Source organism: Amycolatopsis rhizosphaerae, from assembly GCF_007713715.1.
Lineage (GTDB): Bacteria > Actinomycetota > Actinomycetes > Mycobacteriales > Pseudonocardiaceae > Amycolatopsis_E > Amycolatopsis_E rhizosphaerae.
On the sequence record NZ_VJWX01000517.1, the window covers coordinates 1 to 5,056 of the forward strand.

The window sequence follows — 5,056 nt, forward strand, 5'->3', positions numbered from 1 at the left end:
TGGCCGTGGCCGTCGGCCAGCAGCGGGGCGGAGGCAAGCAAGGGGCTCGGGGCTGCGCCGCGAACTGCGACGAGGGGGAACGCAAGTTCGTGGGCGTGACCGTCCAGCCAGCCGAAGTCCCTGTCGGCCGGGGCCTCTTGCAGGATCGCCTGCCCGTGCCGCGACACCTGCCTGCGCAGTAGCACCGCGTGGGCAGGCTCATCGAGGCTGAGGCGGAGCGTCCGATCGGCATCTCGCAGCTCGACGACGCGGGGGCAATTCCAGCGCTGCCGCCACTCATCGAGCGACTTCCGCCAGTCGCCGTGACCCAGGTCCTCCCCCGTGAGACGCCACTGCGCCGGGGAAAGGACAGCGCGGCGGTACCTGACCTGCGGGAGGAACGGCAACCCGACGTGTGGTCCCCAGTCGAACTGGTACCACCCCGGCCCGAACGCCCGTGGGAGATGCGCGAGAAACCTGGCCAGCGGCGGGGCTTGCTTGTCCAGCGCGAGCGCGTGGAAGACCTGTGGCTCGACGATTTGGCACCGCGAGAGGCTGACGAGGTGGAGCCGTTCACTGGTCGCGGTGACCGCCAGGTCGTCCACCGTGATATCGCTGCCGGAAGGCGAATGCTCTCCCAGAGGCAGCAGGTGGCCGAGGTAGGCCGGAACCCGGCAGACGTTTTCCGCGTGCTGGTACATGGGGCCGAAACTCATTTGCACGCGAAGAGCACCCTCGACCCCCGCCTGTGCCTCCTGGTAGACCTCGGCCAATCCTGAGCCATCGGCCAAGGGAGTGAAGCGACTGGTGAGCGTTCCAGCAGAACGGGCGGGCGCAACGGTGAGGATGAAGTCGCCACGATCCAGAGCTTCCCGGCTGACAGCGTGAATCCGGCCGGACAGCTCAACATGCGGCGGAATGTGCCGCTCGTCGAGCTCCTCGTCCGTCAGGGCGTGGAGGTCTTCATCGGTGAGGACAACCCTTCGTGAGCCGTCCGCCATCGCTTTCCAGGCCAGCGCCAGGAGGCGTTCATCCCGCTTCGAAAGACCAAGCGACGGTGGGGTGAAAATGCTCCCGGGGTATCCGGCCGGGTAGCCCAGCCCCGTGCTGGGGTCGACCACCGAGGTGATCGGAACCAGCGTTCCGGTGCCGTACCGCTCAATGAACGCGGCGTGGTAGTCACGCCACGCTGGCTGGCCAGCTGGCTGTCGCGTGAGGCGCAGCAGCGCGCCGGCGGTGAGCTCCATCTCCGTGGCGACGGCGGCCGGAAGCTGGACGTCGCAGTCCAGCAGCAGATCGACCGCCAGCGGCGTCCGCCCGGCCGAGGAGAGCTTCCTCATCCGGCCCGTGACCCTCGCACGTTGGGCACTCTGATCTGCCTTTTCACCGTTATGGTGCTCGAGATCCGCCCGAATGACGGCAAGCTCGCGCACCAGGGGCGCCGGGGCCTCCAGTTCCTCGGCTACCGCCTGGTGAAGCTGCTTTACGACGTAGTCCACAGGATCGGTCACGGTGAAAGGAGCACGCAGGCTGGTGACGAGGTAGCCCTGCCGGACCAGATCGGTCAGCAGGGAGCGAACGGCGGTGTGGTCGGCGGCGAAGTCCTCGACGAGCTTGCCGACCAGGACGCCGAACCGTACTGGAGTTGTGGCGGCCGCGCACACTGCGGCAACCGCGCTGCTGTACCGGACCGTCACTCTGTTCTGCCCGTGCGGCACTTCGAGCCGGTCACCGCGGCGCACCGCGAGGTCGTTGATGACGACGTCGAGCCGTTCCAGCAGTTCAGAGCAGCTTTCGAGCCGGGCGACGACATCGCCGAGCCATACCGCGTCCGCCCTCGCTACCGCCCGATGGTTTTCGCCCCAGCGAACCCGCGCCCTCGGCCCTAACGTCACCGGTGTCACGCCCGCGAACAGGCCGAAGGGGGTAGGTCGGCCGCTACTGCGGAGCAGATAACGAGCGGTGGACAAGGCCGCACTGCGTACCTGCTTGGCCTCGACCGAGTGTCCCGAACGGATGGCGTGAACCCGATCGGCAAGCGAAGGGCTTGCCTGTCGCACAGCTTCGGCGAAGTCGGCTCGAGCCCATATCTGCTCCAGCCAGGCACGGCAGGCCCCGGCATCCTCCAAATCGGGCCATGGGACGGCGGCGTGGGTAAGCGGCGCGACCGCAGCTCGAAGCAAGGCGACGTTCGCGTGCCGGTAGAGCTGCTGCTTCCTCGGAGCCCGCATCCTTCCTCCAGGTCGTCGAGGGGCGCGGGGGCCGTTCTTCGGCCCCCGCGCTGGGCCGGATCTATGTCCTCAGATGCCGCCGCTGACGCAGGCGGACGCGCAGGTGGGGTCGCAGCCGTCGTCGGTGTTGCCCTTGCAGGCCGCGAGCGGGTGGTCGGGCGGAACGTCGGTGATGATCCGCAGGTCAAGCACGAACGGGTCGTCGGTGCCCTCGTCCTGGACCTTCGTGAAAGTGGTTACGGACATGGTGATTCCTCTCTTGTTCCTTGGTGGTTTTCCTTGTGGGAACACTGATCACAGTCGGCGCAGGCCGAGCAGAACGCGGTGGAGAAGCTCCGGGCTGGCGCGCTGCGAGCTGGTGAGCGGTTCGTCGAGAACGCCCACGACCGGAAGCAGCGCTGTCGGCGCGTCGGCACTTCAGGGGTCGCCGCCGGCAGCGGGAGCGAACCAATCGATCTTCGGCGCCGCGCGTGCTGGCTGAGGTATCGGGCACGGTGGATACGAGACGGACATCGCTCGGACACAACAGTCCGGACACAACTGCGCCGGAGCAGCCGGGCGGAGCCTCCAAATCTCGCCGACAGGAAGTCCGCAGAGGCCGGTCGACAGCCGGTCCGGGTGAACGACATGAATCCGGCCGGCGTAGTAGGCCCCTCCAGGAGAGTTGGTGCCCCAGCGCCATCCCGCCGGTCCTACTACTCGTTCCCGTCGCATCGGCCACCGCCACCCGCTTACGAGCCCGAGCCGCGAGAGACGTCCTTGATCCGCAGTACGTGGCCGTGCACGCACTCGTAGAAGCCGCACACCAGCCGGTACTGGTGGCATCGGTGGCCGCCCCCGGTGGGAAACCTCAACGGCGGCCGTGCACCTTCTTCCAGCGCAGCTGGAAGAAGGTGACCCGACTCGGGTCGGGGTGCCGATTCGGGCCACCGGGAGTCTTGTGCGATCCCTGGCTCCAGGAACGTTGCCTTGCCCAGCCGTATCGCCATGTGCCCACCATGCCGATTCAGATCGCGCTGCCCGATCCCCAGCGGCGCTAGACCCACTGGGGCTTGACGGCTACCGCAAACACGGCACCCTCCAGGAACGGGCGGGCTACGGTATGGACCAGTGGTGCTCTGTCCTGCGACGGAAGGCGAGCAATGTACGGTCGGGGACGACGCTGCCGGTTCTGCCGCACGGCACTCGATGGTGTTACGAGCACGTCGGTGTGCGGCGCGTGCGCTCGGGCCGCAGGGTTCCGCCGCCCCATCCCCGACCGGTTCTATGAGGACCCGGAAGTTCGTGCGGCTCTCGCGCGTTACGACTTCGGTGCGGTGTTCACGGCCGTCCGCGAGCAGACAGGGTTGTCGCAGCTTCAGCTTGCCGACCTCCTGGGCCTGTCGCAGTCCCGGATCTCGGCGGTGGAACGTGGTGAGCCGCCGCCTGACGCACGTCAAGCTGGCCGCCCGCCTCGCAACTGTCCTCGGCGTACCCGCATCGCTGCTGGGCTTTCCCGGGGACACACCTTCCGAGGCCGGCAGTAGCGTGGAGACAGAGGAGGTGAGCTGGTTGGACCGCAGGGACTTTCTCGCCCTGGTCACCGCTGCCACGCTGGGGTCGAACCTGCATCCCGAACTCTCACGTTTGGGCTCCTTACTGCCCGACCAGGCAGAACCCGTCTCACGGCCTCGAATCGGCGCTGCCGATGTGGACGCCATCGAGGCGATCACCGACGGCTTCCGCCGCTCGGACTTCGCCAACGGCGGCGGGCTGTGCCGCGCCGCCGCGATCGCCCAACTGCATCAGGTACGGCAACTCGACGACGCCATCTGCACGGCGGAAGTCCGGCTTCGCCTGCTGATAGCCACCGCCGAACTCGCTAGCATGGCCGGTTGGATGGCCTACGACGTCGACGACCACGACGCCGCGCGCCGGTTGTGGACCTTCGCCCTGGACACCGGCCGCCGCGCCGAGGACCACCCACGCTCCACCGATCTCACCGTTGACGTGCTGCTGGACCTCGCCCACCAAGCCCTGCACCTCGACCACCCCGCCGATGCCCTGCGCCTGACGCAACTCGCCTCAGCGACCGCCGCGAACCGCAAACACCCTGCCAGCACGATCACCCACGGCTATGTTTCCTCGGTGCTCGGCTGGTGCCGCGCCACCCTTGGTGAACCCGAGCCGACCCGCCGGGCGATCGGCCAAGCAGAACAGATCTATGCGACCGCGGAGGCGGCAACAACACCGCCATGGGCTTGGTTCGTCACCGACGCCGAGATCACCGCCCAGCAAGGTCACGCGCTGTACCTGCTGTCCCTGAACCATCCCGAGTTCGCGCCGGAAGCCGTCGATCGCCTCGGGTGCGCGGTCGAGGGCTTCGACGCCAGCTACGAGCGCAGCCGTGCCATGATCCTGCCCACGCTGGCCTCGGCACAATTCCAGGCAGGCGACATCGACTCCGCTATTGCCACCGGCTACACCGCGGTTACCGCCATCACCGGGCTGTCCTCCACTCGCGGATACGCGCGACTCCGCGTCCTGGACACCGTGGCCGAACCGTTCGCGAAGCAGCCCGAGGTCACCGAACTCCGCACCCACATCCGCTCTGCCCCGGCGAACGCAGTCTGACGTGCAGGACAGCGCTCTGCCCGGCCTGGACGCGCTCCATGCCGCCTGTCAACTCTTCGGCGCCGACCCCGCCGACGCTCGGCTCCTGCACAGCCGGTCCAACGCGGTGTACCTGCTCCCCCGCGAACAGATCATCGTGCGGCTGGCTCCCGACACACCGGCCCGACGTCGTCGGGCCGAGACCAGCATCGCCGTCACCCGCTGGCTGGCTGGCCAGCCCACCCCAATCGCCC

General features: G+C 68.1%; 4 protein-coding genes and 1 pseudogene. 3 read left to right on the forward strand and 2 right to left on the reverse strand.

The features are described from left to right. Together FNH05_RS32020 and FNH05_RS32025 are read right to left on the reverse strand one after the other, a co-directional pair. Positions 1-2,210 (reverse strand): lantibiotic dehydratase family protein (locus FNH05_RS32020; RefSeq protein WP_144592586.1); only part of this gene is annotated, 2,210 nt, incomplete at its 3' end. Between the two features lie 69 nt (positions 2,211-2,279). Next, positions 2,280-2,456, reverse strand: a complete 177-nt coding sequence (locus FNH05_RS32025) for an FxLD family lanthipeptide (RefSeq protein WP_144592587.1) — start codon at positions 2,454-2,456, stop codon at positions 2,280-2,282. 896 nt (positions 2,457-3,352) lie between these two features. Here FNH05_RS32025 and FNH05_RS40120 point away from each other — a divergent pair. From FNH05_RS40120 to FNH05_RS32040, 3 genes and pseudogenes are all read left to right on the forward strand, one after another. Next, a complete protein-coding gene (locus FNH05_RS40120) occupies positions 3,353-3,736 on the forward strand; it encodes a helix-turn-helix domain-containing protein (RefSeq protein WP_144592588.1) in 384 nt (127 codons plus the stop codon). Beyond that, positions 3,624-4,823 (forward strand): NsdA family TPR-like regulatory protein, encoded by a 1,200-nt coding sequence (locus FNH05_RS32035; protein ID WP_483964238.1) that lies wholly within the window; start codon positions 3,624-3,626, stop codon positions 4,821-4,823. Before FNH05_RS40120 ends, FNH05_RS32035 begins: the two co-directional genes overlap by 113 nt. A gap of 1 nt (position 4,824) precedes the next feature. Beyond that, a pseudogene (locus FNH05_RS32040) lies at positions 4,825-5,056 on the forward strand (hypothetical protein); the annotation flags it as partial.

What these genes read in the sequence shown, in the direction of transcription:
- FNH05_RS32025 (WP_144592587.1), bottom strand. Translation starts at nt 2,456, where the DNA reads ATGTCCGTAACCACTTTCACGAAGGTCCAGGACGAGGGCACCGACGAC.
- FNH05_RS40120 (WP_144592588.1), top strand. Translation starts at nt 3,353, where the DNA reads ATGTACGGTCGGGGACGACGCTGCCGGTTCTGCCGCACGGCACTCGAT.